The organism is Micrococcus sp. Mcc89 (genome assembly GCF_024519795.1).
In the GTDB taxonomy this organism is placed as follows: Bacteria; Actinomycetota; Actinomycetes; order Actinomycetales; family Micrococcaceae; genus Micrococcus; species Micrococcus luteus.
Genome location: NZ_JALJRI010000117.1, coordinates 1 through 25957 on the forward strand (window position 1 = coordinate 1; position 25957 = coordinate 25957).

The following is a 25957-nucleotide window of genomic DNA, read 5'->3' on the forward strand; positions in this document are numbered from 1 at the left end:
CGCCGACGGCGAGGTGGTGCGCGTGGTGCCCGGCGAGGGCGAGCGTCACCGCTACGACACGCACGTGCAGCTGATCGTGGCCACCGGCGGGTCCGACGCCGCGCCGACCCGCGAGGCGTCCCAGCCCGCCTCGGAGCCGGAGCCCAGCGCGTCGGAGGAGCCGAGCACCGGGCCGAGCCCATCGGCCTCGGACGAGCCCAGCCCGTCCCCCACCGCCGAATCCCCGACGGCCACCGCCGACCCGGAGCCCACGCCGGAGCCGTCCGAGGAGCCGACGACGCCCACGGGGGATCCGACGACGGAGTCCTCCGGGGAGTCCACGGCGCCGACGGGCGAGCCCACCACCGACCCGTCCGCTGACGCGCGTGGCGCGGAGGCCTCGTCCGCCGACGCCACGCCCTCCGCCTGAGCGGCGGGCGGGACGAGCACGCGGACGTGTCTGTGGACGAGCAGAGGACCCTGAACGGGCGGTACCGGATCGGTGAGCTGATCGGGCGCGGCGGCATGGCGGACGTCTTCCGCGGCGAGGACCTGCGGCTGCACCGCCCGGTGGCGGTCAAGCTGATGCGCCGGGACCTGGCGCGCGATCCGCACTTCCAGGCGCGCTTCCGCAAGGAGGCACGCTCGGCGGCCTCCCTGAACCACCCCTCGATCGTCTCCGTGTACGACACGGGCGAGGTCTCCCTCGAGGACGGCCTCCATCCGGTGGACTGCCCGTTCCTGGTGATGGAGCTCGTCTCCGGCCGGACGCTGCGGGAGATCCTGCACGCCGAGGGCGCCGTGGGCACGGATCGTGCCGTGGCCTGGACCCGGGGCCTGCTGGAAGCGCTCGAGCACGCGCACGAGGAGGGCATCGTCCACCGCGACGTGAAGCCCGCGAACGTCATGGTCACGGAGACGGGCGCCGTGAAGGTGATGGACTTCGGGATCGCCCATGCGCTGGCCGACACCTCCGCCACCACGTCGCAGACCCAGGCCGTGGTGGGCACGGCCCTCTACCTGGCCCCGGAGCAGGCGACGGGCCGCACCGTGGACGGCCGCGCCGACCTCTACGCGGCCGGCTGCCTGCTGTTCGAGCTGCTCACGGGCCGACCCCCCTTCACGGGTGACACGCCGCTGGCCGTGGCCTATCAGCACGTGCGCGAGGAGCCGCCGGCGCCCTCCGACGTCGACCCCGACCTGCCGCCCGCGTTCGACTCCGTGGTGTTGCGCGCCCTGCGCAAGGATCCGGAGGACCGGTTCGCCACCGGCACCGCGTTCCTCGCGGCCCTCGAGGAGGCCGCCGCGGATCCGCACGTCGGCCCCGGCCGTCACACCCCGCCGCTCGATCCCGTCCCTCCCGCCCTCGTCGGCGCGGTGCTGGGCGCCACGCCCGCGGAGCACGGGGCCGACGACGCCGACGTGCCGACGGCCGCGGTCCCGCTGACCCGGCCGACGCCCTCCGTCCCGGCCGAGCCGGGCACCGCACAGCCCCAGGCGGCGAACCACGCCGTCGCGGGTGCGGGACTGCCCGGCGCCGCCTCGGCCGCGCAGCTGGCCGCCGCCGCCGCCATGGACGGCCCCCGCCCGGTGACGGCCGGCCAGCCGGTGACGCCCGGTGCGGCCGCGACGCCCCGGCCCGAGCCGCCACCTGGGGACACGCCGGCGACGGCCACGCCCCGTCGCGTCCGCCGGCGCACGCTCCTGGCGGCCGGCGTGGTCCTGGTGGCGCTGGCCCTGGTCCTGGCGCCGTGGCTCGCGGCGGCCCTGCGCAACACCGTGGAGGTGCCCGCGGTGGTGGGGCTGCAGCAGGACGAGGCGGTCGTGGCGCTCGAGGACGCAGGTCTGGTGGCCGTCGTCTCGTCCGCGTACATTGCCGACGCCCCGGACGGGACCGTCACCCAGAGCGACCCGCCGACGGGCACGGAGGTGCCCCGCGGGGCCGAGGTGCGGATCCGAGTGTCCCGCGGCAAGGAGGGCATCGCGCTGTCCGACTCCCTGCACGGGCTGTCCGAGGACGCGGCCCGCCGCGAGCTGGAACGGCTGGGCCTGCGCGTCTCCTCCGTGCAGTACCAGGACGACAGCCGACTCGAGCGCGGGCTGCTCGCCCGCACCGACCCCGCGATGGGCACGCACGTGCCGCCCGGCTCCTCCGTGGTGCTGCACCTGTCCAGCGGCATGGTCGCCGTGCCGGACGTGGTGGGGATGAGCGCTCCGGACGCGCGGCGTCAGCTGGCGTTGAGCGCCCCCGAGCTGCGCGTGCGGATCCAGGACGAGGACGGCGCGACCACCGACGTCGGCACGGTCGTGGCCCAGGATCCGCCCGCCGGCGTCCGCGTGGACAACCGTTCCTCCCTGACCCTGACGGCTTCCTCGTGGATCGCGCCCACGGCCGAGCCCTCCGAGCCGGCGCCGCCGTCCAGTGAGGCGCCCGAACCCACGCCGTCGGCGTCCGCGCCACCGAGCCCCCCGCCGTCGGAGAGCCCCGAGCCCTCCGAGAGCGCGGAGCCCTCCGCGAGCGCGGAGCCGTCACCCTCGCCGTCCGCCTCGGCCACGCCCACCCCCGAGCCGACGGCGACCGCGACGCCGTCGCCGACGCAGAGCCCGTCGTCGACGTCGGCGGCCCCGTCGACCTCGCCGGAGCCGGCCGAGCAGTCGCCGAGCACCTCGCCCACCGGGACGCCGGTGGACCCGCTGCCGACGCTGACGCCGGACCCCGAGCCCTCGATCGATCCGCCGCCGTCCACCTGAGCGGACGGGGCGCCGTCGGACCCGCGAACCGGGCCCCGGGACCGGTCAGTCCTGGCGGACGAGGGGCGAGAGCCGGCCGCCGCGCTCGGCGGCCCCGGAGAGCCCCACGGACTCGAGCCAGTTGCCGAGCATCCGGTAGCCGCCCTCGGTGAGGACGGACTCGGGGTGGAACTGCACACCCCACAGGGGCGCGGTGCGGTGGGCCAGACCCATCACGACGCCGTCCTCGGTCTCTGCGGTGATCTCCAGGACCGCCTCGTCCACGGTGGGCCGCACGGCGGCCAGCGAGTGGTAGCGGGTGGCGGTGAACGGCGAGGGGACGCCCTCGAACATGGGGTGCTCGCCGTGGCGGACCAGGGACGTCTTGCCGTGCATGAGGGACTCCGCGTGCGTCACGGTCGCGCCGAACGCCTCCGCGATGGCCTGGTGCCCCAGGCACACCCCGAAGAGCGGGCGGCCGCCGTCGGCGGCGGAGCGGATGAGGTCGAGGGAGACACCGGCGTCGGCGGGTGCGCCCGGCCCGGGCGAGATGAGCACGGCCGTGTGCTCGGCCGCGAGCTCGAGGGCGCGGGCGGGGGTGACCTCGTCGTTGCGGATCACGGTGGTGCGGGCCCCGAGCTGCTCGAGGTAGCCCACCAGGGTGTAGACGAAGCTGTCGTAGTTGTCGACGACGAGGACGGAGACCTCGGGGCTCTGCACGGGGGCGCTCTTTCCTCCCCGCCGCGTGGGAGCGGGGTGCATAGACTGGCCGGGCACGTCGCTGACCCCGGTCCTGGGCAGGTCAGCAGGATACCGTCCCCGCCCCGGTCTCCGCCGGTGGGGGCGCCCATCACCCCCCCACCCGAGGAGAAGACCCGTGGCAGCACCCGCCGGCAAGCGCAAGGACTCGGCCCGTCGGAAGCGCGAGGAGCTCGAGGCCGCGCGCCGCAGCCGCTCCGCCGTGCGGACGGACCTCGGGGACGTGGACCCGGGTCCGAAGCCCCTCTCCCCCGGGTACAAGGTCGTGATGTTCGGCCTGCTGATCCTCGGCCTGCTCTGGATCATCGTCTACTACCTGACCCAGGGCCTCTTCCCGATCGTGCAGATCGGCGGCTGGAACATCCTCGTGGGCTTCGGCATCGCGCTCGTCGGGTTCCTGATGATGTCCCGCTGGAGCGAATGACACGCGTGTAGTTCTCCACAGCGGTGGACAACCCTGTGGATGGCCGATCCGCACGATCCCGCCCGGAGACGAGTTGTCCCCGGAGTTGTCCACAGGTGTGGACACCCCTGTGGGAAGAAGTGCACACCCGGCTGTGGAGAACTCCGGGGACGGTCGGGGACGACGGTCTAGCCGAGCAGGCCGGCCACCGTGACCCGTGCGGCGCCGAGCACCGTGAGCGCCGCCAGCGCCGCCGCCACGACCACGAGGCCGGCTGCCTGGGCGCCCACGGACGGCACGCGCGCGCGGCCGGGCCGCAGCCCGCCGGCCAGGGAGAACACGACGGCGACGACGGCGCCCGTCAGCAGCCCGCCCACGTGCACCTGCCAGGCCACCCCGGGCAACAGGAACGAGAACACGAGGTTCAGGCCGATCAGCACGGCGATCGAGCGCACCTGGCCGCCCCGCACCCGGGTGAGCAGGAACAGGGCCGCGAACATGCCGTACACGGCGCCGGACGCCCCGACGACGGGCTGCAGCGGGTCCGAGACCCACAGCGCGAACACCGCGCCGCCCACGGCGGAGAGCACGTAGAGAGCGAGGAACCGCCACCAGCCCAGCGCGGGCTCGAGCACGCGCCCGATCACCCACAGCGCGAGCATGTTCAGCAGCAGGTGCGTGGGACCGGAGACGTCGTGCACGAGCGCGTAGGAGGCCATCCGCCACGGCTCCATGCCGTACGGGGACGTGTAGAGCCCGGCGTACCAGAGCGCCTCGGTCACGCCGGACGCCTGATCCCGGGTCATCCACTGCGCCGCGTAGACCACCACCGTGACCGCCAGCAGGATCCAGGTGACGGGCGAGGCGGCGAAGCCCGTCCGCCGTCGGGCCGGGACCGTCGCGGCGGCGCCGGCAGCGGGAGCCGCCGTCGGACCGGGACCGGCCACGACGCCGGACGCACAGTCCACGCAGACCGGTCCGGCCGCGGAGCCGGGACGCTGGCAGTCGAGGCACGCGGGGCGCCGGCAGACGGCGCAGCGCACATACGCCGCACGGCCCGGATGCCGCGGGCACACCGGGGGTGTGCCGTCCGCGGAGTCCGGGCCGTGCGGGTCAGAGGGGGTGGTGCTCACCGAGGGGCTGCTCAGGCCTCGTCGATGTCGATGGACTCGATGACGACGTCCTCGAGCGGGCGGTCACGGGGATCGGTGGCGACGGCGTTGAGCTCGTCCACGACCTTCTGGGAGGCCTCGTCCTTCACCTCGCCGAAGATGGTGTGCTTGCCGTTGAGCCAGCCGGTGGGCACGGAGGTGATGAAGAACTGCGAGCCGTTGGTGCCGGGGCCGGCGTTGGCCATGGCCAGCAGGTAGGGGCGGTCGAACTGCAGCTCGGGGTGGATCTCGTCGCCGAACTGGTAGCCGGGGCCGCCGATGCCCATGCCGAGCGGGTCGCCGCCCTGGATCATGAAGTCCTTGATGATGCGGTGGAACACGGTGCCGGAGTACAGCGGGGCGCCGTTGTTCTTCTCACCGGTCTGCGGGTGGGTCCACTCCTGCTCGCCGGTGGCGAGGCCCACGAAGTTCTTCACAGTCTTCGGGGCGTGGTTGCCGAACAGCTCGACGACGATGTCGCCGTGGTTCGTGTGGATGGTCGCGGTGTGCGTGTTGTTCGCCATGCGCCCCATTGTTCCATCCGCGGCGGCGGGCCGTCCGGATCCCGCCGTCCGGGGTCGGGATCTTCCGCGATCGGCGTACGCACTCCCGGCGTGCCGGGACCCGTGCCACGGCGGGGGTCGGCCACTAGGCTGGGCCGCGAGGACCACCGCGTTCAACGACCATCCAGAACCCACGGGAGGCATCACATGGCCCGCAAGACCCTGCACGACGAGATCCAGCACGACGGCGGCACGAACGCGTTCGTGGCACGCCAGGCGGAGAACCTGCGCCACTGGGCCGCCCCGAAGGTGGAGTCCACCCGCGCCTGGAGCGAGGTGGCCGCGGCCTACGGGCTGATCGGCGGCTCCGCCGCGGCCGAGGAGGGCCGCCGCAAGGCCCAGGACGCCAAGAAGGAGTACGGCCCCGTGGTCGAGCGCGGGGCGCGCAAGGCCGGCGAGGCCGTCGCGCACCAGTACGGGCTGCTGGCCCCCGCCGTCGCCAAGGGCGTGGACACCGTCCAGGACTTCCTCGAGCACCTGCAGGCCCAGGCGCAGGACGCCGGTCACGACGTGCAGCAGCAGTTCGCCGCGGCGCGCAAGGACGCCGAGAAGGCCGCGAAGAAGGGCCGCCGTCGTGGGGGCCGCAAGGCCAAGCAGCTGCGCCGGGACGGCCGCCAGGCCGCCAAGGGCCTGCGCAAGGACGCGAAGAAGACCGCCAAGGGCGCCCGCAAGGACGCGCAGCGGTCCGCCGCCCTGTTCAGCGACCGTGCCGGCCAGGCCAAGGACGCCGCCGCGGCGGGCGGCCTGACCCTCGCCGGCCTCCTCGCCACGGGCCTGTCCGCGCTGCAGGAGCAGGGTGGGAAGGTGGCCCCGCAGGTGCAGGCCCGCCTGGCCGACGCCGGCGACTACGCCCAGCGCCGCAAGGAGGAGGTCCTCCCCGTGGCGGCCGCCCGCCTGGCCGACGGCGCCGCGCACGCCCGCAAGACCGCCCACGACGTCGAGGTCCCGGACGCCCTGGAGCAGGCGCTGATCAAGCTCACCGGGGACAAGGCGATCGTGAAGCGCCTGCGCAAGGGTGCCGAGCAGTACGCCGGCGCGGCCGAGAAGGACCTGAACCGTGCCGCCGGTCGCCGGGCCTCCCGCTCGGGCGGCCGCGCCTGGATCGTCGCGGGCATGGCGGCTGCCGCCGCCGGCGCCGGCTTCGCCCTGTGGCGCCTGACCAAGCCGGTGCAGGATCCGTGGACCGCCCCGGTCCCGGGCCCGATCACCGCGAACATCCCGGTGGTGGAGGCGAACAACCCCTACGCCCAGCAGCAGAAGGTCGTGGCCGAGGCCGGCTCGGCCGCGGCGGGCCAGGGCGTGCGTGTGGACACCGCCGCCCCGGACCCGGTGGCCGCCGCCAACGCGAAGGTGCTGGGCGTCCAGCCCGGGCAGCAGCGCTGACCCGCGCCCTGAGCGCACAGCGGACGGCGCCCGGCCCGCGCATCCTCGGCAGGACCGAGGGGGCGCGGGCCGTCGCGCGTCCGGGCGCCGGTCGGGGCGGGAGCCGGTGGGTCGCCGTCGAACGGGGTGCGGGCCTTGTCCGCCGCCGGGAGCACGCGGGAGGCTGGGAGCGCCCGGGATCCCGACGCCGGGCGGAGGAGTGATCCGCATGAGCACGACCCTGACCCTCTTCGGCCACTCGGCCGTCCGCCTCGAGAAGGCCGGCCGACGCCTCGCGTTCGACCCCGGCGCGTTCAGCGACGCGGCGGTCCTGGACGGCGCGGACGCCGTCCTCGTGACGCACGGCCACCCGGACCACGTGGTCCCCGAGCAGCTGGTCAGGGCCGTGGCCGGCACGGAGGCGCACATGTGGGCGCCACGGGACCTCACGGGGCCGCTGGCGGAGGCGGGGCTCGATGCCGGGCGCGTGCACACGGCCGTCCCCGGGGAGACGTTCGAGGCCGCCGGCTTCCGGGTGGAGGTGCTCGGCGGGGAGCACGCGGTGATCCACGCCGAGGTGCCGCGCCCGGTCAACGTGTCCTACCTCGTGGACGGGGCCGTGCTGCACCCCGGCGACTCGTTCACGGTGCCGGACGCCGACGTCGAGGTGCTCCTGCTGCCCGCCGCGGCGCCATGGCTGCGCATCGCGGACGTGGTGGACCAGATGCGGGCCATCGCGGCGACGCACACCCGCCCCATCCACGACGGCATCCTCAGCGAGGACGGCAAGGGCGTGGTGGACGGGGTGCTCTCGGGTCTCGCCGAGGGCGTGACCGACTACCGACGTCTGGCCCCCGGGGAGCCCTGGACGTTCTGAGACACGGGGAGGCGACGGCGGCCGGCCCGGGGACGGTCACCAGCTGAGGGTGATCTCCAGCTCGGCGTCGCCGCCGTCCTCGACTTCGAGATCCACCTCGAGGCCCACGCGGTCCGGGACGGTGACGACGACGTCGCGGCCGCCGTGCTCGATCCGCACCTCGTTCTGCCGGGAGAGCTGGTCGGCGAGGTCGCGCAGGCGTGCGGCGGCCTGCTCGCGGCTGAGGGTCTGCTGCTGCTCGTGCTCGAAGAGGTCCTTGCCCATGGCACCGACGGTAGTCGGTGGGCGGGGTGCGCGCGACGGGCGGGCCCCGGCGCGGCCGACGCCGGGGCCCGTGCGGGTCAGCGGGACGCGGCCGGGGCGACGGCGGGGTTCTCGTCGCGGTGGATCTCGAAGCCGGGCGCCCGGTAGGTGGGCTCCCGGCGCTTGAGGGCGCGGATGACGAGCAGGGTCACCGGCACGATGAGGATCTCCACGAGCGTCTTGTAGCCGAAGCCGGTCACCGTGTAGTTCGCCAGTTCCAGCAGCGAGATGGTGCCGGCGTAGGCGATGGTGCAGAAGATCAGGGTGTCGAAGAACTGGCCGACCACGGTGGAGAGGATGAGCCGGAACGCCACGTGCCGTTCCTTCATGCGCTCCTTGAGGCGGACCACGATGGACGCGTTGAGCAGGGAGCCCACGAGGAACGCGACGAAGCCGGCCACGGTGATCCGCAGCATGGGCGCGAGGGCCTGGTCCCACACCTCGAAGCCCTCGACGGGCGTGGTCCAGGAGACCACCGTGTAGGTGAGGGCGGCGAGCACGAGCATCGCGAAGCCGAGGACGATGGCCCGGCGGGCCCGGCGCCAGCCGTACACCTCGGCGAGGATGTCGCCGACGATGTACGCGAACGGGAACAGGAAGGCGCCGCCGTCGAAGATGAGGGGGCCGCCGTCGTAGAAGAGGTCCGAGATGACCGGGACGGTGGGGCCGTAGAAGAGCTTGGCCGCGGTGACGCCGGAGAGGATGAGGAGGGCGATGAAGACGCCCACGAAGATGTCGTAGTAGCTCGCGGGCACCCGGGCGTAGGCCGGAGTGCCCTGCCCAGAGGCGGGTCGGTTGGGGGACGGGGTGTCGATGGTGGTGTTCACCGGACCATCCAACACCACGCACGACGGCGGTGGGCGCGGTGGGCGGGTCCGGCGGCGGGGGTTCGGGGCAGGCCATCCCCGTCCCTCCGTGGGCAGAAACGCCCTCTCTTCTGCCCACGGGGCCCGAAGTCCTGCGGTTTGTGCCCCAGGAGCCCCCGGGTCGCCGGTTTCTGCCCACGGTGCCGGCGCCGGCGGCCACCCTGGGCATACGAAAGGGCCCGGGAGTCTCACGACTCCCGGGCCCTTCTTCGGTGGAGGCAAGGGGACTCGAACCCCTAACCCCCTGCTTGCAAAGCAGGTGCGCTACCAATTGCGCCATGCCCCCGTGAGGACCGGTCAGTCCTCCGGTGCCGGCTCGACGCCGTCGGCGTCCTCCGGCAGGTCGTCCGTGGCCGTGGCCCAGACGTCCTTCCCCGCACTGTTCTCCCGCCAGAGACGCGCCCCATAGGCGGCTGCCGCGGCGCTGACCACGAGGGCCACGCGTGCCAGTCGACCCATGGGAAGACCTCCGGAGACGAACGGAGCCCCAGCGGACCGGGGCTCTGTGTGGTGGGAGTGGGCGTACCAAGACTTGAACTTGGGACCTCTTCGTTATCAGCGAAGCGCTCTAACCGCCTGAGCTATACGCCCTCACCGTCGCTCACGGCTGACGCCGTTCACAACAGGAGATGACTGTACAGGAACGCCGACGCCCCGCGCAAATCCGCGCGGGGCGTCGTCGAGGGTCTGCTCAGTCGTCCGTCAGCGTGACGCCGAGGCCGCCCACGAGGCTCGCGCAGAGGTTGTAGAGCAGCGCGGCCACGGTGGCCAGGGCGGTCAGCAGGATGACGTTGACCACGGCCAGCACGGTGGCCAGCGAGGTCACGGTGCTCAGCGGGGCCAGGGACGCCACGGTGTAGCGCCCGGCCTCGGAGCCGAGCACGGTGCCGATCACGTCGTTGACCCTGTCGAAGATCCCGAGGACGTCGGACAGCGAGTACAGCGCCACCGCCGCCACCACCGTGAGGATGCCCAGCGCCACCGAGAGCAGGAACGCCAGCTTCAGCACGGACCACGGGTCCACCCGGGTCAGGACCAGGCGGGCGCGGCGCACCTTGGCCTTCGGGACGGCGCGGACCAGGTCCTCCTGCGAGGACCCGCTGGCCTTGCGCACCGGGCGGCCGGACCGCGGCTCGGCGGCCTTCCCGGTGCTCCGCCCCTGGCCGGGACGCGACGACGCGGACGTGCTCACTGCTCTCCTCCGTCTGCACCCTCACCGGCGTCCTGCGTCAGGGCGTCCTCCGGTGCGGCTACGGGGTCGGTCGGGTCGATGTCTGCGTCCAAGGGTACATCCGGCCCCGCCTCGGCCTCGGCGTCCGCCTTCGCCTCCATCTCCTGCTCATTGTTCAGGGTGACGGCGACGATCCGGTCCCGCTTGTCCGGCTTGGCGAAGATCACGCCCATCGTGTCGCGGCCCTTGGCCGGCACGCCGGCGACGGCGGAGCGCACCACCTTGCCCGAGGCCATCACCACGAGGACCTCCTGGTCCTCGCGCACCACGAGACCGCCGGCGAGCTCGCCGCGGTCGTCCACGAGCTTGGCGACCTTGATGCCGAGGCCGCCGCGGTTCTGCAGGCGGTACTCGTCCACGTGGGTGCGCTTGGCGAAGCCGCCGTCCGTGACGGTGAAGACGTAGCCGTCCTCCTCCACCACGTCCATCGTCAGCAGGGAGTCGTCGTCGCGGAACTTCATGCCGGTCACGCCCGAGGTCGCACGGCCCATGGGACGCAGCGCCTCGTCCGTGGCGGTGAACCGCAGGGACTGGCCCTTGTGCGAGATCAGGATGAGGTCGTCGTCGGGTGAGACCACGCGGGCCGAGACCAGCTCGTCCCCCTCGCGCAGCTTGATCGCGATCAGGCCGGCGGTGCGGTTCGTGTCGTAGTCCAGCAGCGGCGTCTTCTTCACGAGGCCGCCGCGCGTGGCGAGCACGAGGTACGGGGCCCGGCCGTAGTCCACGAGCGGCTGGATCTGGGCGATCCGCTCGTCCGGCTGGAACGCGAGCAGGTTGGCCACGTGCTGGCCCTTCGCGTCGCGGCCGGCCTCGAGCAGCTCGTACGTCTTGATGCGGTACACGCGGCCGAAGTTCGTGAAGAACAGCAGCCAGTGGTGCGTGGACACGGTGAGGAAGTGCTCGACGACGTCGTCGCCGCGCAGCGTCGCCCCGCGCACGCCCTTGCCGCCGCGCGCCTGGGACCGGTACTGGTCGATCCGGGTGCGCTTGACGTAGCCGCCGCGGGTGATGGAGACGACCATCTCCTCCTCGGGGATCAGGTCCTCGATGGACATGTCCCCGTCGAAGCCGGCCATGATCTCGGTGCGGCGGTCGTCGCCGTGCTTGGCCACGATCTCGGCGAGCTCCTCGGAGATGACCTCGCGCTGACGCTGCGGGGACTCCAGGATCCGGTTGTACTCGGCGATCTTCGCCATGAGGTCGTCGTACTCGTCCTGGATCTTCCGGGACTCCAGGGCGGCGAGCTGGCGCAGCTGCATCTGCAGGATGGCCTGGGCCTGGACGTCGTCGATGTCCAGGAGCTCCTTGAGGGCCTCGCGGGCCACGTCCGCCGAGGCCGAGCGGCGGATGGTCGCGATGACCTCGTCCAGCATGTCCAGGGCCTTGAGCAGACCGCGCAGGATGTGCGCGCGCTCCTCGGCCTTGCGCTTGCGGAACGCGGTGCGGCGCACGATCACGTCGATCTGGTGCTTCACCCAGTGGTGCACGAAGCCGTCCAGGGACAGGGTGCGCGGCACGCCGTCCACGAGCGCGAGCATGTTGGCCGAGAAGTTCGACTGCAGCTCGGTGTGCTTGTAGAGGTTGTTCAGCACCACCTTGGCGACGGCGTCGCGCTTGAGCACGATCACCAGGCGCTGGCCGGTGCGGCCGGAGGTCTCGTCGCGCATGTCCGCGATGCCGTTGATCTTGCCGTCCCGCACCATCTCCGCGATCTTCGCGGCGAGGTTGTCCGGGTTGGTCATGTAGGGCAGCTCGGTGACCACGAGGCACGTGCGGCCCTGGATCTCCTCCACGTTGACCACGGCGCGCATGGTGATGGGGCCGCGGCCGGTCCGGTAGACCTCCTCGATGCCCTTGCGGCCCAGGATCTGGGCGCCCGTGGGGAAGTCGGGGCCGTGCACGCGGGCCAGGAGCGCCTCGAGCAGCTCCTCGCGGGTGGCCTCGGGGTGCTCGAGGTACCACTGCACGCCCGCGGCCACCTCGCGCATGTTGTGCGGCGGGATGTTCGTGGCCATGCCGACGGCGATGCCCGAGGAGCCGTTGACCAGCAGGTTCGGATACCGGGCGGGCAGGACGACGGGCTCCTGCTGCTTGCCGTCGTAGTTGTCCTGCATGTCGACGGTGTCCTCGTCGATGTCCCGGACCATCTCCATGGCCAGCGGGGCCATCTTGGTCTCGGTGTAGCGCTGGGCGGCCGCGCCGTCGTTGCCCGGGGAGCCGAAGTTGCCCTGGCCGAGCGCCAGCGGGTAGCGCTGGACCCAGTCCTGGATGAGGCGCACGAGGGCGTCGTAGATCGCGGTGTCGCCGTGCGGGTGGTAGTTGCCCATCACGTCGCCCACCACGCGGGCGGACTTGTTGAACGCACGGTCCGGGCGGTAGCCGCCGTCGTACATCGCGTAGAGCACGCGACGGTGCACGGGCTTGAGGCCGTCGCGCACGTCCGGCAGCGCGCGGCCGACGATCACGGCCATCGCGTAGTCCAGGTACGAGCGCTTCATCTCCGACTCGAGGTCGACGGGCTCGACCTTGTCGGCGGCGCCCTCGGGGAGCACGTAGTGCTCCACCTCGATGTCCAGGCCGGTCTGCGGGGGCTGCGGGGTCGGGGCGCCCTCGACGGGCTCGTCCGGGGTCTGGGGGGTGGTCTCGTCGCTCACGCGGGTCCTCTCGTGCTCCCCGCGACGGCGGGGAGGATGGTCGGCTCAGGCAGGTCTGCGGGTCCGGCTCAGACGTCCAGGAAGCGGATATCCTTGGCGTTCTGCTGGATGAAGGTGCGGCGGGACTCCACGTCCTCGCCCATGAGCATGGAGAAGACGGCGTCCGCGGCGGCGGCGTCCTCCATGGTCACCTGCAGCAGGGTGCGGTGCTCCGGGTCCATGGTGGTGTCCCACAGCTCCTGGTAGTTCATCTCGCCCAGGCCCTTGTAGCGCTGCACCCCGTTGTCCTTGGGGTAGCGCCAGCCCTTGGCCAGGCCGGCCTCGACGGCGGCGTCGCGCTCCTCGTCCGAGAACACGTAGTCGTGCGGGGCGTTGGACCACTTGATGCGGTACAGCGGCGGCTGCGCGAGGAACACGTGGCCGGCCTCGATGAGCGGGCGCATGTACCGGAACAGGACGGTCAGCAGCAGCGTGGTGATGTGCTGGCCGTCCACGTCCGCATCCGCCATGAGCACGATCTTGTGGTACCGCAGCTTGGAGATGTCGAACTCCTCGCCGATGTTGGTGCCGAACGCCGTGATCATCGACTGGATCTCGGCGTTGCCGAGGGCCTTGTCCAGGCGGGCGCGCTCCACGTTCAGGATCTTGCCGCGCAGCGGCAGGATGGCCTGCGTCTCCGGGTTGCGGCCCTGCTTGGCCGAGCCGCCGGCGGAGTCGCCCTCCACGATGTACACCTCGCAGCGCTCGGGGTCCTTCGAGGAGCAGTCGGCCAGCTTGCCGGGCATGCCGAAGGACTCCAGCGGGGACTTGCGGCGCGCGTTGTCCCGGGCCTTGCGGGCGGCCAGGCGGGCGTGCGAGGCCATGATGGCCTTGCGGATGATCTCCTTGGCCGGGCCCGGATTGCGCTCGAACCAGTCGCCGAGGTGGTCCGTGACCGCCTTGGACACGAACCCGCGGGCCTCGGAGTTGCCGAGCTTGGTCTTGGTCTGGCCCTCGAACTGCGGCTCGGAGAGCTTCACGGAGATCACGGCGGTCAGGCCCTCGCGGATGTCCTCGCCCGTGAGGTTGTCCTCCTTGGGCTTGAGGATCTCCTTCTCCCGCGCGTAGCGGTTGACCAGGGAGGTCAGCGCGGCGCGGAAGCCCTCCTCGTGGGTGCCGCCCTCGTGGGTGTTGATCGTGTTCGCGTAGGTGTGCACGGACTCCGAGTAGGCGGAGGTCCACTGCATGGCCACCTCGACGGCCATGGAGCGGCCGTCCGAGACGTCCTCGGCCTCGAAGGCGATGACGTCGTCGTGGACGTACTCGACCTTCTTGGCGGAGTTGAGGTGCTGGACGTAGTCGAGCAGGCCGTTCTCGTACAGGTAGGTGACGGAGCGGCGCTGGGGCTCCTGCTCCGCCTCCTCCGCCAGGCCGTTCTCCGCGACGTCCTCACCGGCGGCGCCCTCGCCCGCGATCTCGTCGTCGACGACCTCGTTGGACTCCTGGACGCGCTCGTCCGTGAGGGTGATGCGCAGGCCCCTGTTGAGGAAGGCCATCTGCTGGAAGCGGGCACGCAGGGTCTCGTAGTCGAACTCGATCGAGTCGAAGATCTCCGGGTCCGGGTAGAACGTCTGCACGGTGCCCGTGGCGTCCGTGGCCTCCCCCTTCACCAGCTCGCCCTGGGGCACGCCGCCGTCCGCGAAGGACATGCGCCACACGTGCCCCTGACGGCGGACCTCGGTGTCCACGCGGCGGGAGAGCGCGTTGACCACGGAGATGCCCACGCCGTGCAGGCCGCCCGAGACGGCGTAGCCGCCGCCGCCGAACTTGCCGCCGGCGTGCAGGATCGTCATGACGACCTCGACGGTCGGCCTCCCCTCGGTGGGGTGCAGGTCCACGGGGATGCCGCGGCCGTCGTCCGCCACGCGCACGCCGCCGTCGGCCTGCAGCGTGACGTCGATGCCGGTGGCGTAGCCGGCCAGCGCCTCGTCCACGGAGTTGTCCACGACCTCGTACACGAGGTGATGCAGGCCCCGCGGGCCGGTGGAGCCGATGTACATGCCGGGGCGCTTGCGGACGGCCTCGAGACCCTCGAGCACGGTGATGGCGCTGGCGCCGTACTCACCGGGCACCTTCCGGTCCTTCACGGGGGTCTCGGGCTGCCCGACGGCGTCCGGCACGGCCTCCGGGTTCGGCGCGGCCGACGCGGCGGTCGGCTCCTCCGCGGGGTTCTCGGGCATGGCGTCAACCACGGGTGGCTCACTTCCTCGGACGTCGGCGGCAGGGTCGACCCGCGCGCAGGCGCGCGCCGCCGCCCGGACATAACCGGCACGCGACACGCTCCCGCAGATCCACGGGGGCGGGGGACGGACGACGGCCGGCCCCCTTTCACTGGTCCCAGTGTACCGCCTGACACCCCGAGGGCCCGCATCGACGGGGGTCCGCCGCGGGAGAACACCCGCTCAGCGGCCAGGGACACGGCTCAGGACGTGCGCAGGAGACCGCCCATGCCTCCCGGGCCGTCACCGACCCTGTGAGCGCGCCAGAGCGGCACCCATGGCCTCGCCGCGTCCGGGACGCCGTCGTGCGCCGCGGGGGGCGGCCCCGGACTCAGCCGTAGGTGTCGCGTGGCCCGCGGCCGCCGCGCACGGTGCGCGGCCCCTTGCGCCAGCTCGGGGCCTGCGGCCCCGCCACCTCGATGCGGGTCACGACGCCGGGCCCGAGCGCCTCGTCGAAGCGCTGCAGGAGCACGGGGCTCATCAGGCGCAGCTGCGTGGCCCACGCGGTGGAGCTCGTCCGGACCCGCACCACGGAGTCCTCGAAGCTCTCCGGGCGGCAGTGCAGCGCGATCTCCGGCCCCACCAGCTCGGCCCAGCGAGTGAGCACGGAGCCGACCGCCACGGGGGTGGACCAGCCGCGGTCGCGGATGAGCCGGCCGAACACGGTGGACACCGTGGCCGGGTCCCGGTCCGCACCCCCGAACGGGCGTCGACGGTCCTGCCGCTCCCGGCCGGCCGACGTCGTGCCCGCCATGGCCCCGGCCAGGCCCGCGCCCGTCCCCCGCGCCCGCAGCGGCGCCTCGCCCCGCTCCCGGGCGGCCTCGCGGACCCGGCGCAGCTGCACGAGCGCCAGGTCCGGCCGGTCCGGCTCGAACGGGGCGGGGGTCTCAGCCATCGGCGCCGCCCTCGCGCCGGGGCTCGCGGATGTCCCCCTCCACGGGGGCCGCGGCGGTCACGGCCTCGGAGCCCTCCGCGTCCTGGCGGATGAGCACGCGGTGGGCCGTGAGCTCCTCGGGGACGTCCTCGAGCGCGGCGGCCGTGACGATCACCTGCTCGGCCCGGTGCACGAGCGCGGCGAGGCGGCGGCGACGGGCGGCGTCGAGCTCCGCGAACACGTCGTCCAGGATCAGGACGGGGCGGGCGTCGGGGTCCGGGTCGTCGGCCACGAGCACGTCGTAGGCCGCCATGCGCAGGGCGAGCGCCAGCGACCACGTCTCCCCGTGGGAGGCGTAGCCGCGCGCGGGCGCCGGGCCCAGGAAGAGGGCGAGCTCGTCCCGGTGCGGGCCCACCAGGGTGAGCGCCCGCGCCCGCTCCTCCTCCCGTTGGGCCTCGAGCGTCCGGTGCATGTCCGCGGCCAGGTCCGCCACGGCCGGGACCTCCGCGTGGGTGCCACGGGCCAGCGGGACGGTGGACTCGTAGGCGTAGGCCGCGGCCTTGGAGCCGTTGGTCAGCGCCGCGTACATCTCCTGGAGGGGGCGGGCCAGCAGGCGCAGCACGTGCAGGCGGCCGTGGAGCAGGCGGGCGCCGGCGGCGCAGAGGTGCTCGTCCCAGACGGCGAGGGTCGCGTCCTCCTCGGGGCCCCAGCGGCGAGAGCCGCGGCTCGACTTGAGCAGGGCGTTGCGCTGGCGCAGCACGCGTTCGTAGTCGGCGGCGGCCTCACCGAGGGCCGGACGCAGCTGCACCATGAGCTGGTCGAGGAGACGACGACGGCCACCGGGCTCCCCCGTCACGAGGCTCAGGTCCTCCGGGGCGAAGACCACGGTGCGCAGGATCCCGAGGCCCTCCTTCGCCCGCACGGGGGCGCCGCGGTTGATGGCCACCCGGTTGGACCGGCCCGGCAGGATCTCCAGCTCGAGGGCGACGGTGCGGGACCCGCGGTGCACGCGCCCGGCGATCCGGGCCCGGTCCCGGCCGAAGCGCACGAGCTGCGCGTCCGAGCTGACCCGGTGGGACTGCTGGGCGCCGAGGTAGCCGATCGCCTCCACGAGGTTGGTCTTGCCCACCCCGTTGGCCCCGAGCAGCACCGTGGACCCCGGCGTCAGCTCCAGGTCGGCCCAGCGGTAGGACCGGAAGTCCGCGACGGTGAGGTGGGAGAGGTACACGGGAGCGTCCGGCCCCCTGCGTCAGGCGATGCGCACCGGCATCACGAGGTAGCGGTAGTCGGAGACGACGCCGTCCTTCTGGTTCACGCCGGTGAGCAGGGCGGGCTTGGGCGCGGACGTGAACGCGAAGCGCACCTGCGGCTGGTCCACCACGGCCAGGCCCTCGGAGAGGTAGGACGGGTTGAACGCCACGGTGATGTCCTCGCCCTCGAGCGTGCACGGCACGGACTCGTTGGCGCTCGCGTCGTCGCCGGTGCCGGCGTCCAGGGTGACCTGGCCGTCCGTGAACACCATGCGCAGGGCGGTGTTGCGCTCGGCGACGAGGGCCACGCGGCGGGACGCCTCGACCAGGGCGGCGGTGTCCACCACGGCCTGGATGGGGCTGGACTCGGGGAAGAGCGAGCGGATCTTGGGGTACTCGCCGTCCACGAGCACGGAGGTGGTGCGGCGGCCGCCGGAGGCGAAGCCCACGAGGTCGGCGGTCTGGCCGAGCAGGATCTCCAGGTCGCCACCGGAGCCGAGGGACTTGGCGACCTCGGTGAGCGTGCGCGCCTTGATGAGCAGCGACGTCGAGAGGGACGGGTCCGCCGGGGTCCAGCGGATCTCCTTCATGGCCAGCCGGTAGCGGTCCGTGGCCAGGAAGGTCATGGTGTCGCCCTCGATCTCCACCTTCACGGCGGTGAGGATCGGCAGGGTGTCGTCCTTGGAGGCGGCGACGGTGACCTGGGCGACGGCGTGGGCGAACGCGGCGCCGTCCACGGTGCCCGCGGGGGCCGGCAGCTCGGGCAGGGCCGGGTAGTCGCCCACGGGCATCGTGGCCAGGGCGAAGCGGGAGGAGCGGCAGGTGACGAGCACCTTGCCGCCGTCGAGCTCCACCGTGACCTGGGCCTGCGGCAGGGAGCGGACGATGTCGTTCAGCAGGCGGCCGGAGACGAGCACCTGGCCCGCGGTCTCGACGTCGGCCTCGATCTCCAGGCGCGCGGAGGTCTCGTAGTCGAAGCTCGCGATGGACACGACGCCGGCCTCGGCCGTGATCAGCAGGCCCGAGAGCACCGGCACCGGCGGGCGCGGGGACAGGGAGCGTGCGGCCCAGGAGACGGCGTCGGTGAGGATGTCGCGTTCGACGGTGAACTTCACGAGCTGCACTGCCTCTCTGGGGGTGATGACGGGGGTTGCGGGCCCGGGGGGAACGGCGACACGCGGGCCTCAGCATAGGCGGTCCGCGCGGCGGGTGTCAGGTCGCCGACGAATGACAGCCGTGTGATTCCACGGATCTCGGGCGCCCGGGCGGAGCCCGGGCCGTCGAGGCGCTCAGCTCGGTGCGGGGCGGCGGAGTTGATGTTGCTTGGCGGGATCTCTCCAGAGGGATCAGAAGGAGTGGTAGCGAGTGTGGATCCTGTGGAGAACGCCGTTCTACCGCGGCACCATGCGGATCCGGTTGGGGGAACCGTGTGGACGCCCGCTCGTTCGGGGTGTGCATCCGGTGTGGACGAGCCTCGGAGGCCCTCCCCCCGCTCTGCACAGGCCCGACCGGGGTTGTCCAGACTCATCCCCGGATCCACCCCCCAGTTGTCCACATTCCTGTCCACAGGACGCGTCCACACCCGTCGAAATCCGCGAGATCATGCGGTTTTCGGCTGTGGAGATCTGTGGATACGTGTGGACCACCGAATGACATCCGTGTGATTCACCAGCCTGTGCACCGTCGTCGTCCCCAGGGGTGTGGACGCGGCGTGAGCGGCCTGATTCCGCCATCCACAGGCGCGGAGGTTGTCCACAGTGGCGGGGGTTCTCCACAGAGTTGTCCACACCGGTGGACAATGTGGAAGAAGACTCGAGTCCCGGTCGAAGGTTCGAACCGGGACTCGAGGGGGCAGTGGGTGGCTCAGGCGCCGCGCTGTTTCCGCTTGATCTCGTTGGTGAGCTCGGTGACCTGGTTGTAGATCGTCCGCCGCTCGGCCATCAGCTCGCGGATCTTGCGGTCCGCGTGGATGACGGTGGTGTGGTCGCGGCCGCCCAGGACCTGGCCGATCTTGGGCAGGGACATCTCGGTCAGCTCGCGCAGCAGGTACATGGCGATCTGCCGCGCCGTCACCAGCGTGCGGGTGCGGGACTTGCTGGTCAGCTCCTCGAGGGTGAGATTGAAGTACTCCCCCGTGGCGTGCAGGATCAGCTCCGGGGTGATCTCGTGCGCCGTCTCGTCCGTGATCAGGTCCTTGAGCACATGCTCGGCCAGCTCGATGTCCACGGTCTGCCGGTTGAGCGAGGCGAACGCGGTCACGCGGATCAGCGCGCCCTCGAGCTCGCGGATGTTCGTGGAGATGCGCGAGGCGATGTACTCCAGCGCCTCCGGCGGGGCCACGAGCCCCTCGGCCTCCGCCTTCTTCCGGAGGATCGCGATGCGCGTCTCGAGGTCCGGCGGCTGGATGTCCGTGATCAGCCCCCACTCGAAGCGGGAGCGCAGCCGGTCCTCGAACCCGGAGAGCTGCTTGGGCGGCAGGTCCGAGGTGATGACCACCTGCTTGTTGTTGTTGTAGAGCGTGTTGAAGGTGTGGAAGAACTCCTCGACCGTCGCCTCCTTGTCCGCCAGGAACTGGATGTCGTCGATCAGCAGGATGTCCACGTTGCGGTAGACCTGCTTGAACGAGGCGCCCTCGTCGTGGCGGATGGAGTTGATGAAGTCGTTGGTGAACTCCTCCGAGTTCACGTACCGCACCCGCAGGCCCGGGTAGAGGCGACGGGCGTAGTGCCCGATCGCGTGCAGCAGGTGCGTCTTGCCCAGGCCGGACTCGCCGTAGATGAACAGCGGGTTGTACGCCTTCGCCGGCGCCTCGGCCACCGCGTTCGCGGCGGCGTGCGCGAACCGGTTGGACGAGCCGATCACGAACGTCTCGAAGTGGTAGCGGTCGTTGAGGCGGCTGGTCTCCGCGGACGTCGACGGCGGCGCGGGGGTCGGCTTGCCGTTCCCGCTCGGGGCCGCGGTCGCAGCGGGCGCGACGTCGGCCGGCGGCTCGATGCGGAAGCCCGGCAGCTCCTCGGCGACGGCGCGGCGGGAGGTGGCGGCGGTCGCAGCCGGGGGCAGCTCGACGTCCGGCACCGCGGCGGCGGCCGGTCCGCCCGCGAGGGAGGAGCGGCGGGCCTCGGACGAGGGGGTCCGCGGCGGCTGCAGGTTCGCGTCGATCGAGATGGCCAGCAGGATCTCCTCGCGGAACTCCTTGGTCAGGGCGTCCGTGAGGGCGTCGGCCACCTGGGTGCCCTGGAGCGTCTCGCGGGTGGTCTCGTTCGGCACGGCCAGCAGGAGCGTGTTGCCGATGAGGCCCTGCGGCTGGGCCAGGTAGACGAAGCCCATGAGGCGGGCGCTGACCCGCGCGTCGTCCTCGAGGGAGCCCACGACGGAGCGCCACGAGCTGAGCACGGCCTGGTCTGCCACCACGGAGGCTTCCTTTCCTGGGGCAGACGTCCCCGAGGACGGGGGCGGCTGCGCGAGACGGACGACGGTGCTCGGAGTCTAACGGTTGTCCACAGGGTTGTGCACAGACGGTGGACAACCCCTATCATCCTGTGGACGACCGCCCCGGGCGCCCACGGGCGTCCGGGATCCGCGCGCACCCGTTTGACCCCTGCGTACCCCGGCCACTAGAGTTGTCTGGTCCCCCGGGTGTCGGTTGATCGTGCCCGCCGGGGATTTCATGTCAGAGCCTCACCGGTCCTTCCCCCTGGTCCACCTGCTCAGGTCGACGGTCGAAGGCACACAACACGTCGTGGAGAGATCACAGTGACCAAGCGCACGTTCCAGCCCAACAACCGCCGTCGTGCCCGCAAGCACGGCTTCCGTGCCCGCATGCGCACCCGCGCCGGCCGCGCCATCCTGTCCGCTCGCCGCGGCAAGAACCGCGCCGAGCTGTCCGCCTGAGGACCTCGGTCCAGGGACGGCGCGCCCCGTGCTGCCCCGTGACCGTCGCGTCCGCACGCCCGCGGAGTTCCGTCACCTCGGTCGCACCGGCACCCGCGCGGGTCGGCGCACCGTCGTGGTGAGCGTCGCCACGGACCCCGATCAGACCCGGTCCACGTCGCCGAGCGCCCCTCGGCCGCGGGCCGGGTTCGTCGTGTCCAAGGCCGTGGGGAACGCGGTGACCCGCAACCGGGTGAAGCGGCGGCTGCGCGCCGTCGTCGCGGATCAGATGCGCCTGCCCCCGCTGCGCGACCTGCCGGTTCTGGTGCAGGTCCGCGCGCTGCCGGCCGCCGCCGAGGCGGACTACGCGCTGCTGCGCCGCGAGACCGTCGGCGCGCTCGGCAAGGCCCTGAAGCCGCACCTGCCCGCCGCCTCGGAGCACGCGTAGATGACCGTCACGCCCTCGCCCTTCGTCGTGCTCGAGCCCTCCCGTGAGTGGGGGCCGCTGCGCGCGCTGCCGTCCGCCCTGCTGGCGGGCCTGCTCACGGTCTATCGGGCCGTGGTCTCCCCGCTGTACGGACCCGTGTGCCGGTTCTTCCCCAGCTGCTCCGCCTACGGGCTGGAGGCCGTGCACGTGCACGGCGCGGTGAAGGGGTCGTGGCTCGCCGCGCGGCGCATCGGCCGGTGCCATCCCTGGAACGACGGCGGCGTGGACCCGGTCCCGCCCGGGCACCGACGCTGGCCGCCGGGCCGGCAGCCGCGCATCCTCGCCCTGAACCACCCTCCCATCCCACCTGATCTCCCGCAGGAGGATTGACCCCCATGTTCGAAGCCATCCTCTCCCCGTTCCGCTGGCTGATGTCCTGGCTGCTCGGGGCGTTCCACAGCATCCTGGAGTTTGCGGGCCTGCCCGCGGACTCCGGCTGGACGTGGGCCCTGTCCATCCTCCTGCTGGTGGTGCTCATCCGCACCCTGCTGATCCCGCTGTTCGTCAAGCAGATCAAGGCGCAGCGCGCCATGCAGGCCATCCAGCCCGAGCTGCAGAAGCTGCAGGCCAAGTACAAGGGCAAGAAGGACCAGCTCTCCCGCCAGGCCATGGCCATGGAGCAGCAGGCGCTCATGAAGGAGCACAAGGCGAACCCGTTCGCCGCCTGCCTGCCGCTGCTGATCCAGATGCCGTTCTTCTTCGCGCTGTACCAGGTGCTGATCGGCGCCCGCGGCGCGGCCGAGCGCGGCGAAGCCATGGACGCCCTGTCCGCGGACCAGATCCGCTCCTTCGAGGGCTCCACGATCTTCGGCGCCCGCATGTCGGACACCTTCATGAACTCGCTCGGCGCGCCGGGCAGCACGCCCGTGATCGTCACGGCGATCGTGCTGATCCTGCTGATGTCGGGCTCGATGTTCTTCATGCAGAAGATGCTCATGACGAAGAACATGACGCAGCAGGCCCTCTCCGGGCCCATGATGCAGACGCAGCAGATCATGCTCTACGCCATGCCCCTGATCTTCGGCATCGGCGGCATCAACTTCCCGATCGGCGTGCTCCTGTACTGGACCTACTCCAACTTCTGGGCCGTCGGCCAGCAGTGGTGGATCATCCGCAACAACCCGACCCCGGGCTCCCTCGCCGAGAAGGAGCTCAACGAGCGCCGCGCCGCCAAGGGCCTGCCCCCCGTGGGCCAGAAGGTGTCGAACGCCGAGGCCACGCCCTCGTCCGCGCACACCCAGGCGGGCCGCGGTGGCGCCGTGCTGAACGGTGAGGTTGTCCGCCAGTCGGGTCAGCGCGTCCAGCCCCAGCGCAAGAACCGCAGGAGGAAGTGAGCATGTCCGCCGAGAACGTGACCCCGGCCGCCGAGGCCGAGGACGCCGTCGTCGAGACCCCCGCGGGCCAGGGCTCTCGCGTCGCGGAGCAGGACGGTGCCGCCGTCTCGGAGGCGGTGCGCCGCCTCGAGGAGGAGGGCGACGTCGCCGCGGATTACGTCGAGGAGCTGCTCGACATCGCGGACCTGGACGGGGACATCGACATCGAGGTCCGCGACGGGCGCACGTACGTGTCCGTCGTCTCCGAGGACCACGACGAGCGCCTGGACGGCCTCGTCGGACCCGACGGCCGCACCCTGGAGGCCCTGCAGGAGCTCGTCCGGCTGGCCGTGCTCGCCGCCACGGGGCACCGCTCCCGGCTGATCCTGGACGTCTGCGGGCACCGGGAGCGCCGCAACGTCGCCCTGCGCACCGCCGCCCAGGCGGCCGTCGAGCGCGTCCGCGCCGGCGAGGGTCCCGTGCACCTCGAGCCCATGGGCGCGTACGAGCGCAAGATCGTCCACGACGTCGTCGCGGACGCCGGCCTGACCTCCGAGTCGGAGGGCGAGGGCGCCCGCCGGCACGTGGTCATCTCCGCCGATGACTGAGCGGGGCTCGGCCTACGAGCGGCGCCCCGGGCTGGATCCGCAGGACCGGGGCGACCGCCCCGCGCCCGTGGGACAGCCGGCGCCGCCGCTGACCGATGCGCTGCGGCCGGCCGCCGTCGAGCTGTTCGGCGAGGCCCTCCCCCGGGCCGAGGCGTACGTGGCCCACCTGGCGGACACCGGCATCGAGTGGGGCCTGATCGGTCCGCGTGAGGCGCCCCGTCTCTGGGAGCGCCACGTCCTGAACTGTGCCGTGGTCGAGGAGCTCCTCCCGCAGGGTGCGCTCGTGGCCGACGTCGGCTCCGGTGCGGGCCTTCCCGGCCTGTGCCTTGCGCTCGCGCGCCCCGACTGCCAGTTCCTGCTCATCGAGCCGCTCGAGCGGCGCGTGGAGTGGCTGGACATGGTGGTCGCCGACCTCGGCCTGGAGAACGTGGACGTGATCCGCGGCCGCGCCGAGCAGGTCTCCGGGAACCTCGACGTCGACGTCGTGACCGCCCGCGCCGTGTCCGCGCTGAAGACCCTCGTGCCGCTGACCATGCCGATGCTGCAGGGCGCCGGGGAGCTGCTGGCCATCAAGGGCCGCTCCGCGGCCGACGAGATCGCCGCCGCCCGCAAGGTCCTGCGCAAGTATGGTGGTGCCGAGCCCGAGATCCTCACGGTGGGCGAGGGCCTGCTGCCCGAGACCACCACCGTCGTGCGCGTCAGCGCGCGTCCCCGCTGACCCCTCCCCCACCGGGACGGGACGGGCCGGGCGGCAGCAGATCCGCACACCCGCGACCCAGGAGGTAGAGCCGCATGGCGCAGGAGCAGGAGAGCCGGGGTGGGGCCTGGAGGGCCCTGCGCCAGAAGTGGACCGGCCGGACCGCCGAGAAGGGCGGCGCCGACGCCGAGGAGCCCGCGCGGCTTCAGCGGCGCCGTCTGACGCGCCCCGACCGCACCCGCGTGTTCACGACGTCCAACCAGAAGGGCGGCGTCGGCAAGACGACGACGACGGTCAACCTGGCCGCGGCCCTCGCCCGCGCGGGCATGCGGGTGATGGTGGTGGACATCGACCCGCAGGGCAATGCGTCCACCGCGCTGAACATCCCCCACACCGGAGACGTCGCCTCCGTGTACGACGTGCTCCTGGGCGAGATGGAGATCCAGGACGTCGTGCAGGACGCCCCGGACGTGGACGGCCTGCAGGTGGTGCCCGCGACGATCGACCTGGCCGGTGCCGAGATCGAGCTGGTCTCGCTGGTGGCCCGCGAACAGCGACTGTCGCGGGCGCTCGAGGCGTACACCGCCTGGCGCGAGGAGGACGGCCAGGAGCGGCTGGACTACGTGTTCATCGACTGCCCGCCGTCCCTGGGCCTGCTGACGGTCAACGCGTTCGTGGCGGCCGAGGAGGTGCTCATCCCGATCCAGGCCGAGTACTACGCCCTCGAGGGCCTCTCCCAGCTGCTCAAGAACGTGCAGATGATCCAGAAGCACCTGAACCCGCGTCTCCAGGTGAGCACCATCCTGCTGACGATGTTCGACGCGCGGACCAACCTCGCCGTGCAGGTGGCGGAGGAGGTCCGGACGCACTTCCCGGAGCAGCTGCTGAACACCGCGATCCCCCGCAACGTCCGCATCTCCGAGGCACCCAGCTATCAGCAGACGGTGCTGACCTACGACCCGGCCTCGGCGGGCGCCGTGGCGTATCGGGAGGCGGCCGCGGAGATCGCCGGCCGCGGTGCCCCGGCCGTGAAGGGCTGACGCCCAGGCGGTCCGCTGCGGTGATCGCCGGGTGGTGCCGCTGACGACGACGTAAGCCCGCCGGAGGGAGCAGTCCCCCGGCGGGTTTCGTCGTGAGTGAGCGTGGCCCGGAAGATGGGGGGTGAAAAGACAAGCGGAAACGCTGGGCATGGCGGATGACCGTGTTTCACGTGAAACGACCCCCTCCGAGGGTGCGAGCGTGGTGCCGCCGCGGCGGGACGATGGGGAGGGGTGCCCGTGGTAGACCGCTTCCGTCTGACGCGCTTCCCTCTCCTCCCCTGGCCCGAGCCCTCTGCCGCTCCGTTGTGGGCGGGGCGCATCTGTCGCCGGGCGTGGGGGTAGCAGGGGCGGCGACGCACGAAGTCACGGGGAGGACGGTTTTGCCCTGGAGCGGGACCGCGGCTGTGATGGCCGGCCGGCGGTGCACCGTGCGTTGAGGTGCGCCTCGGGAGCTGCGCGGTTCGTAGGGAACGTCCTGGCCGGCTGGTGCGGACGTGCAGGGCATGGCCCGTCCCTGCCCCTCAGGCGGGCTCGTGGCAGCCCCGAGAATGCAGCCGTCGAGCAGGCCGGGTGCCGTGGCTGGGTGCCCCCTCCCCCCACGTCAGACCTCCTCGCCGTCGGTGACGTGCAGGGAATCGGGGGCCAGAGCGGAGCTCGAGTCAGAGTGCCGTCGCGGGGGTGC

Annotated in this window: 24 protein-coding genes, 2 tRNA genes and 1 pseudogene; 12 read left to right on the plus strand and 15 right to left on the minus strand. The window is 72.5% G+C overall.

Translation table 11 applies throughout. The annotated features are described in order from the left end of the window. Both NR072_RS10645 and pknB read left to right on the plus strand, forming a co-directional pair. Positions 1 to 409 (plus strand): annotated as a pseudogene (locus NR072_RS10645) (serine/threonine-protein kinase); the annotation flags it as partial. Between the two features lie 32 nt (positions 410 to 441). Beyond that, entirely contained in the window at positions 442 to 2730 is a 2289-nt protein-coding gene (gene pknB / locus NR072_RS10650; protein ID WP_256837216.1) for a Stk1 family PASTA domain-containing Ser/Thr kinase, read from the plus strand. Positions 2731 to 2775: 45 nt separating this feature from the next. On the opposite strand, the gene NR072_RS10655 is transcribed toward pknB, so the two are convergent. Beyond that, positions 2776 to 3429 (minus strand): aminodeoxychorismate/anthranilate synthase component II, encoded by a 654-nt coding sequence (locus tag NR072_RS10655; protein ID WP_002858195.1) that lies wholly within the window; start codon positions 3427 to 3429, stop codon positions 2776 to 2778. Positions 3430 to 3586: 157 nt separating this feature from the next. On the opposite strand from NR072_RS10655, the gene NR072_RS10660 reads away from it, so the two are divergent. Beyond that, positions 3587 to 3892 (plus strand): cell division protein CrgA, encoded by a 306-nt coding sequence (locus tag NR072_RS10660; RefSeq protein WP_060973757.1) that lies wholly within the window; start codon positions 3587 to 3589, stop codon positions 3890 to 3892. A 167-nt stretch (positions 3893 to 4059) separates the two neighbouring features. Here the strand turns inward: NR072_RS10660 and NR072_RS10665 are convergent, their stop codons facing one another. Further along, a complete protein-coding gene (locus tag NR072_RS10665; RefSeq protein WP_256837217.1) occupies positions 4060 to 5004 on the minus strand; it encodes a rhomboid family intramembrane serine protease in 945 nt (314 codons plus the stop codon). Positions 5005 to 5015: 11 nt separating this feature from the next. Next, positions 5016 to 5546, minus strand: coding sequence for a peptidylprolyl isomerase (locus NR072_RS10670; RefSeq protein WP_049161430.1), 531 nt, complete (start codon positions 5544 to 5546; stop codon positions 5016 to 5018). 186 nt (positions 5547 to 5732) lie between these two features. Here NR072_RS10670 and NR072_RS10675 point away from each other — a divergent pair, with 186 nt between their 5' ends. Further along, the gene (locus NR072_RS10675) at positions 5733 to 6968 is read left to right on the plus strand and encodes a hypothetical protein (RefSeq protein WP_256837218.1); all 1236 of its coding nucleotides are present in this window, start codon (positions 5733 to 5735) and stop codon (positions 6966 to 6968) included. Positions 6969 to 7176: 208 nt separating this feature from the next. After that, positions 7177 to 7824 carry an MBL fold metallo-hydrolase gene (locus NR072_RS10680; RefSeq protein WP_256837219.1) on the plus strand — a complete coding sequence of 216 codons (648 nt, stop codon included), beginning with the start codon at positions 7177 to 7179 and terminating at the stop codon, positions 7822 to 7824. Positions 7825 to 7860: 36 nt separating this feature from the next. Here the strand turns inward: NR072_RS10680 and NR072_RS10685 are convergent, their stop codons facing one another. The 12 genes from NR072_RS10685 to dnaA all read right to left on the minus strand — a co-directional run bounded on the left by NR072_RS10685 (position 7861) and on the right by dnaA (position 20671). After that, positions 7861 to 8088: an amphi-Trp domain-containing protein gene (locus NR072_RS10685; protein WP_206452668.1), complete on the minus strand. Its 228-nt coding sequence runs from the start codon at positions 8086 to 8088 to the stop codon at positions 7861 to 7863. 77 nt (positions 8089 to 8165) lie between these two features. Further along, a complete protein-coding gene (locus tag NR072_RS10690; protein ID WP_256837222.1) occupies positions 8166 to 8954 on the minus strand; it encodes a queuosine precursor transporter in 789 nt (262 codons plus the stop codon). 252 nt (positions 8955 to 9206) lie between these two features. Further along, positions 9207 to 9279: transfer RNA gene (locus NR072_RS10695), tRNA-Ala, on the minus strand. Between the two features lie 11 nt (positions 9280 to 9290). Beyond that, entirely contained in the window at positions 9291 to 9452 is a 162-nt protein-coding gene (locus NR072_RS10700) for a hypothetical protein (protein WP_020624432.1), read from the minus strand. Between the two features lie 58 nt (positions 9453 to 9510). Further along, positions 9511 to 9584: transfer RNA gene (locus NR072_RS10705), tRNA-Ile, on the minus strand. Between the two features lie 100 nt (positions 9585 to 9684). Next, positions 9685 to 10185, minus strand: coding sequence for a DUF3566 domain-containing protein (locus NR072_RS10710; RefSeq protein WP_010079768.1), 501 nt, complete (start codon positions 10183 to 10185; stop codon positions 9685 to 9687). Beyond that, positions 10182 to 12878: a DNA gyrase subunit A gene (gene gyrA / locus NR072_RS10715; protein ID WP_113914087.1), complete on the minus strand. Its 2697-nt coding sequence runs from the start codon at positions 12876 to 12878 to the stop codon at positions 10182 to 10184. The genes NR072_RS10710 and gyrA overlap by 4 nt, the downstream gene beginning before the upstream one ends. A 68-nt stretch (positions 12879 to 12946) precedes the next feature. Continuing rightward, on the minus strand, positions 12947 to 15097 hold the full coding sequence (gyrB, locus tag NR072_RS10720) for a DNA topoisomerase (ATP-hydrolyzing) subunit B (RefSeq protein WP_036314432.1): 2151 nt from the start codon (positions 15095 to 15097) through the stop codon (positions 12947 to 12949). A 370-nt stretch (positions 15098 to 15467) separates the two neighbouring features. Continuing rightward, positions 15468 to 16031, minus strand: a complete 564-nt coding sequence (locus tag NR072_RS10725; RefSeq protein ID WP_010079771.1) for a DUF721 domain-containing protein — start codon at positions 16029 to 16031, stop codon at positions 15468 to 15470. Further along, positions 16024 to 17238, minus strand: coding sequence for a DNA replication/repair protein RecF (recF, locus tag NR072_RS10730; protein WP_134377489.1), 1215 nt, complete (start codon positions 17236 to 17238; stop codon positions 16024 to 16026). The genes NR072_RS10725 and recF overlap by 8 nt, the downstream gene beginning before the upstream one ends. Before the next feature lie 21 nt (positions 17239 to 17259). Then, positions 17260 to 18375, minus strand: a complete 1116-nt coding sequence (gene dnaN, locus NR072_RS10735; RefSeq protein ID WP_256837302.1) for a DNA polymerase III subunit beta — start codon at positions 18373 to 18375, stop codon at positions 17260 to 17262. 748 nt (positions 18376 to 19123) lie between these two features. Then, positions 19124 to 20671 carry a chromosomal replication initiator protein DnaA gene (gene dnaA / locus NR072_RS10740; RefSeq protein ID WP_044659943.1) on the minus strand — a complete coding sequence of 516 codons (1548 nt, stop codon included), beginning with the start codon at positions 20669 to 20671 and terminating at the stop codon, positions 19124 to 19126. Between the two features lie 342 nt (positions 20672 to 21013). Here dnaA and rpmH point away from each other — a divergent pair, with 342 nt between their 5' ends. The 7 genes from rpmH to NR072_RS10775 all read left to right on the plus strand — a co-directional run bounded on the left by rpmH (position 21014) and on the right by NR072_RS10775 (position 25275). Continuing rightward, a complete protein-coding gene (rpmH, locus tag NR072_RS10745; RefSeq protein ID WP_002856443.1) occupies positions 21014 to 21151 on the plus strand; it encodes a 50S ribosomal protein L34 in 138 nt (45 codons plus the stop codon). Between the two features lie 28 nt (positions 21152 to 21179). Then, complete coding sequence (gene rnpA, locus NR072_RS10750) at positions 21180 to 21578, plus strand: ribonuclease P protein component (protein ID WP_002856442.1); 399 nt, start codon at positions 21180 to 21182, stop codon at positions 21576 to 21578. After that, the gene (yidD, locus tag NR072_RS10755) at positions 21579 to 21947 is read left to right on the plus strand and encodes a membrane protein insertion efficiency factor YidD (RefSeq protein ID WP_002856440.1); all 369 of its coding nucleotides are present in this window, start codon (positions 21579 to 21581) and stop codon (positions 21945 to 21947) included. A 5-nt stretch (positions 21948 to 21952) separates the two neighbouring features. Then, entirely contained in the window at positions 21953 to 22951 is a 999-nt protein-coding gene (yidC, locus tag NR072_RS10760) for a membrane protein insertase YidC (protein ID WP_049145020.1), read from the plus strand. Between the two features lie 2 nt (positions 22952 to 22953). After that, entirely contained in the window at positions 22954 to 23538 is a 585-nt protein-coding gene (locus NR072_RS10765; RefSeq protein WP_256837232.1) for a R3H domain-containing nucleic acid-binding protein, read from the plus strand. Beyond that, complete coding sequence (rsmG, locus tag NR072_RS10770) at positions 23531 to 24256, plus strand: 16S rRNA (guanine(527)-N(7))-methyltransferase RsmG (protein WP_080556411.1); 726 nt, start codon at positions 23531 to 23533, stop codon at positions 24254 to 24256. The genes NR072_RS10765 and rsmG overlap by 8 nt, the downstream gene beginning before the upstream one ends. A 74-nt stretch (positions 24257 to 24330) precedes the next feature. Then, positions 24331 to 25275 (plus strand): ParA family protein, encoded by a 945-nt coding sequence (locus NR072_RS10775; protein ID WP_049145027.1) that lies wholly within the window; start codon positions 24331 to 24333, stop codon positions 25273 to 25275. The last annotated feature ends 682 nt before the right edge of the window (positions 25276 to 25957 follow it).

Bases quoted from the DNA above. Each gene is read 5' to 3' on its own strand.
- NR072_RS10670 (WP_049161430.1), bottom strand. From the start codon at position 5,546: ATGGCGAACAACACGCACACCGCGACCATCCACACGAACCACGGCGAC.
- NR072_RS10675 (WP_256837218.1), top strand. From the start codon at position 5,733: ATGGCCCGCAAGACCCTGCACGACGAGATCCAGCACGACGGCGGCACG.
- NR072_RS10680 (WP_256837219.1), top strand. From the start codon at position 7,177: ATGAGCACGACCCTGACCCTCTTCGGCCACTCGGCCGTCCGCCTCGAG.
- NR072_RS10685 (WP_206452668.1), bottom strand. From the start codon at position 8,088: ATGGGCAAGGACCTCTTCGAGCACGAGCAGCAGCAGACCCTCAGCCGC.
- NR072_RS10700 (WP_020624432.1), bottom strand. From the start codon at position 9,452: ATGGGTCGACTGGCACGCGTGGCCCTCGTGGTCAGCGCCGCGGCAGCC.
- gyrB (WP_036314432.1), bottom strand. From the start codon at position 15,097: ATGCCCGAGAACCCCGCGGAGGAGCCGACCGCCGCGTCGGCCGCGCCG.
- NR072_RS10725 (WP_010079771.1), bottom strand. From the start codon at position 16,031: ATGGCTGAGACCCCCGCCCCGTTCGAGCCGGACCGGCCGGACCTGGCG.
- yidD (WP_002856440.1), top strand. From the start codon at position 21,579: ATGACCGTCACGCCCTCGCCCTTCGTCGTGCTCGAGCCCTCCCGTGAG.
- yidC (WP_049145020.1), top strand. From the start codon at position 21,953: ATGTTCGAAGCCATCCTCTCCCCGTTCCGCTGGCTGATGTCCTGGCTG.
- NR072_RS10765 (WP_256837232.1), top strand. From the start codon at position 22,954: ATGTCCGCCGAGAACGTGACCCCGGCCGCCGAGGCCGAGGACGCCGTC.
- rsmG (WP_080556411.1), top strand. From the start codon at position 23,531: ATGACTGAGCGGGGCTCGGCCTACGAGCGGCGCCCCGGGCTGGATCCG.
- NR072_RS10775 (WP_049145027.1), top strand. From the start codon at position 24,331: ATGGCGCAGGAGCAGGAGAGCCGGGGTGGGGCCTGGAGGGCCCTGCGC.